The 3,507-nt window shown below is 37.0% G+C and carries 5 protein-coding genes; all 5 read left to right on the forward strand.

What is annotated here, in order from left to right; all coding sequences use genetic code 11:
* Positions 1-325 (forward strand): hypothetical protein (locus tag ABZA26_RS10550; protein WP_372714489.1); only part of this gene is annotated, 325 nt, incomplete at its 5' end.
* Positions 315-800 carry a GDYXXLXY domain-containing protein gene (locus ABZA26_RS10555; protein ID WP_372714490.1) on the forward strand — a complete coding sequence of 162 codons (486 nt, stop codon included), beginning with the start codon at positions 315-317 and terminating at the stop codon, positions 798-800. The genes ABZA26_RS10550 and ABZA26_RS10555, both read left to right, overlap by 11 nt.
* A 55-nt stretch (positions 801-855) precedes the next feature.
* Positions 856-1,920, forward strand: coding sequence for a flavodoxin-dependent (E)-4-hydroxy-3-methylbut-2-enyl-diphosphate synthase (gene ispG, locus ABZA26_RS10560; protein ID WP_372714491.1), 1,065 nt, complete (start codon positions 856-858; stop codon positions 1,918-1,920).
* Positions 1,904-2,314, forward strand: a complete 411-nt coding sequence (locus tag ABZA26_RS10565) for a hypothetical protein (protein ID WP_372714492.1) — start codon at positions 1,904-1,906, stop codon at positions 2,312-2,314. Before ispG ends, ABZA26_RS10565 begins: the two co-directional genes overlap by 17 nt.
* 13 nt (positions 2,315-2,327) lie before the next feature.
* Complete coding sequence (locus tag ABZA26_RS10570) at positions 2,328-3,446, forward strand: hypothetical protein (protein ID WP_372714493.1); 1,119 nt, start codon at positions 2,328-2,330, stop codon at positions 3,444-3,446.
* The last annotated feature ends 61 nt before the right edge of the window (positions 3,447-3,507 follow it).

A 3,507-nucleotide genomic window follows, 5' to 3' on the forward strand; every position in this document is an offset into this window, starting at 1 on the left:
GAGAAAAAAAGAAAATTTTAAAAATATTCTCCTGTGGACTTTACCTCTCGGGCTGTTACCTCTGTTTTTTAACTGGGGATTTGGGGTAAATAATGTCTATTTTATGGGTATAGGGGGATATTTAATAGTCGACGGATTTAAAAAAGAGGATGTGAAGATATTTAATAAGGGGAGCCTTATTACCGGAGGACTCATTGCCACCAGATTTTTAGATTATAAGATATCCACTCTCACAAGGGGAGTTGTTTTTATCGCTCTGGGGGGAGCACTTATATTTGGCAACCTGTATATGAACAGAAAAAGAGGTGGTCAGGGTGAAAAATAGATTTATTTTTATAACCATGATTTTTCTTCAGCTTGGAGTTTTTCTGGCTATGGTTGTCAGCAAAGAAATTGTAATGAAAAAGGGAAGTACCCACAAGTTTCAGGTTATTTCCAGGGATCCCTATGATTTTATGAGGGGAAACTATCTGACCATTAATCTTGATCACAGTGAGCTGGAGAAAGACTACGGGGATTTGAAAAATAAAAACGGATACCTCATTGTAAAAAAAGATGGTGAATGGAGCAGAATTACTGAATTTTCTGAAAAAAAACCAGAGGGTATGGAATATATAAAGGGCAAAATAAGAAATTCTTATAAAAACAAGACATATTTTGAAAATCCCTTTAAAAGATATTATATGGAAGAGGGAGAGGCAAAGAAATCAGAAAAAAAGATAATCGAAGGAAGTAAAGCCTATATTGTAGTAAAAATATATAAAGGAAGATATGTGATTGAATCAATTGAAATTGAGTGAGAAATTTTGTATAATTTAATTAATGAAAGCAGAGAAGAATGGAGTGGAATAAATTATGAAGGGTTCTAGAAAAATAAAGGTTGGGAATATATACATAGGCGGAGAGAGTGAAGTGGTAATTCAGTCTATGACCAACACCAAGACTGCAGATATAGAGTCTACAGTAAAACAGATAAAAGCTCTGGAAAATGCAGGATGTCAGCTGGTAAGAGTCACAGTCAATGATATGGAGGCTGCCAGAGCATTGAAGGAGATAAAAAAACAGATAAATATACCCTTGGCAGCAGATATCCACTTTGACTATAAACTGGCCATAGCAGCCATGGAAAACGGGGTGGACAAGCTAAGAATAAATCCTGGAAATATAGGGGGCGACGACAAGGTGGCTCTTGTGGTGGAGAAAGCCAAGGAATGCAAGGTTCCCATAAGAATAGGTGTAAATGCTGGCTCCCTCGAAAAAAATATACTTTCAAAATACGGGAGGCCAACTCCCGAAGCCATGGTGGAAAGCGGACTCTACCATGTGAGACTCTTGGAAAAATTTGGTTTTGAAAATATAATAATATCCCTTAAATCCAGCAATGTAAAGATGATGGTAAGTGCCTACAGGATGATGAATAAGATAGTGGACTATCCCCTTCACCTAGGTGTGACAGAGGCAGGGACAGCCTTTCAGGGAACGGTGAAATCAGCTATAGGTATAGGGGGCCTCCTTCTCGACGATATAGGGGACACCATAAGGGTATCCCTCACTGAGGACCCTGTAGAAGAGATAAAGGTGGCTAAAGAGATACTGAAGGTCCTGGGCCTGAGGGAAGAAGGGACTGAGATAATATCATGTCCTACCTGCGGAAGGACTGAGATAGACCTGATTAACCTTGCAAAAAAAGTAGAGAAAGAATTTAGTGCTTTTGAAAAAAAAGTGAAGATAGCAGTCATGGGGTGCGTTGTCAACGGGCCTGGAGAAGCCAGGGAGGCTGACTACGGTGTGGCAGGCGGTAAGGGTATAGGGGTCCTCTTCAAAAGAGGAGAGATTGTAAAACAGGTAAAAGAAGACGAGATACTAGATGAGCTGAAAAAAATGATAATGGAGGATTTTAAAGATGAGGAAGATATTTAAACTATTGTTTGTAATACTTCTCGCTTTTACAGGTTGTGCAAAGACAGAAATTATAGAAGATTTCAGAATAGTGACCAGCTACAAAGAAGATTATAATCTGTTTAGGATCAATTACGGACGAACTCTAAAGAATGTAAAACTCCAGGGTGTCCCTGTGGAATCTGGCAGAAGCTACTACGTAGAACCTGGGGATTATACTTTGACTTATGAATATGCACCTAAGGTTTCTTTTAATATGACAGTGAATTATAACGATAAAACAGATAAGAAAAATCGTGATAAAAGATATATAGATGATCGGCAAGAAGAACTTATAGCGATTTATGAAGATGTAGATATGACCTTAGATGAAAAAAACATGGAAGTTATTATTCAAGGGGCAGTGAACAATTGATTTTGGAGGTACAATGAAAAAAATAATGGTTTATCTATTTATAGCAGCATCAGTATATTGCTCCGAGATAGATTTTTCCCAGGGGAAGAAAGGCGAATTTTTACTTTTACCACATGGGGTAATAAGGGTCAGAGAGGATTTTGTACCTGTACAACCTGGTAAAGAAATAGTGATAAGTAATCTCTCTAGATCTGTAGACAGGAGTTCTGTCATAGTCGAAAGTGAAAGTATAGGGGAATTTGTTTTTCAAGGGAGTCCTAAAAATAATGATTATTTCTCAAAAGGCGAAAAAATTTTTTATAAAGGTGAAGAGTACAAACTTATTTCAACTGCTCCATTAATCATAGAGAACTTAAAAACCGAAGAAGTCATAATGAATCCTTCAGGGGAGATAAGATTTAAACCGAAGGGAAAAGAGAAAAATAACTCACTTGTTTTGCGGGGGGATAAAGAAATTTCAGATGCAAGGATAAATTATAGCTTAGAGGGACTCACATGGTCTGAGGAGTATTATCTCTACCTTGACAGGGACAGAGTGAAAAAGAATATTTTTGTAAAAAATGACTCAGACAGAAAGTTTGAAGATGTCCTGGTCAGACTTCCTGGCGGGAATGATACTTTGGGTAGATTTGACCTGAAGCCTTTTACAGATGTAAAGAAAAGTGTATTTGATAGGAAAACCGGTATTTCAAAAAACTACGTATTTATTGAAAGCAGAGAGAAAAAAAATCCTGAACTCAGTCTGGGAGTAGAAGGATTCAACATTTCTTCATCTGACAAGGTGAAGGTCTTTGATGAAAAGGGATATATAGGGGAATTCACGGGAGTGGACAAAAGAGGCGAAGTTCCGATAAAGGGGCTTTTGGACATGGATATCTATGTGGAATCATCTGAGGTGGAAAAAAATCTTGGTACAAGGCTGAAACAGAGAAAAGTCAGCTATTCCATAAAAAATTATAAGAAAGAAAATATAATTTTAAAAATTATTTATGACAAACTCCCTGAAAAGTGGAATGAGCTCAGAAGTGACGAAGTCTATGAAATGATAGATAAAACTGCTGCATTTACCTTGAGAATCCCGGCAAATTCCAGAAAAGAAGTAAAATTTTCTTTTATTGAAGAAAAAAACTAGACTTTTTTTCTCATTTTATCGTCAAAATTAGCAAGGAAAACAAGAGAGGGAGTAAGATGGA

This window comes from Ilyobacter sp. (genome assembly GCF_041583315.1).
In the GTDB taxonomy this organism is placed as follows: domain Bacteria; phylum Fusobacteriota; class Fusobacteriia; order Fusobacteriales; family Fusobacteriaceae; genus Ilyobacter.

What these genes read in the sequence shown, in the direction of transcription:
- ABZA26_RS10565 (WP_372714492.1), top strand. Translation starts at nt 1,904, where the DNA reads ATGAGGAAGATATTTAAACTATTGTTTGTAATACTTCTCGCTTTTACA.
- ispG (WP_372714491.1), top strand. Translation starts at nt 856, where the DNA reads ATGAAGGGTTCTAGAAAAATAAAGGTTGGGAATATATACATAGGCGGA.
- ABZA26_RS10570 (WP_372714493.1), top strand. Translation starts at nt 2,328, where the DNA reads ATGAAAAAAATAATGGTTTATCTATTTATAGCAGCATCAGTATATTGC.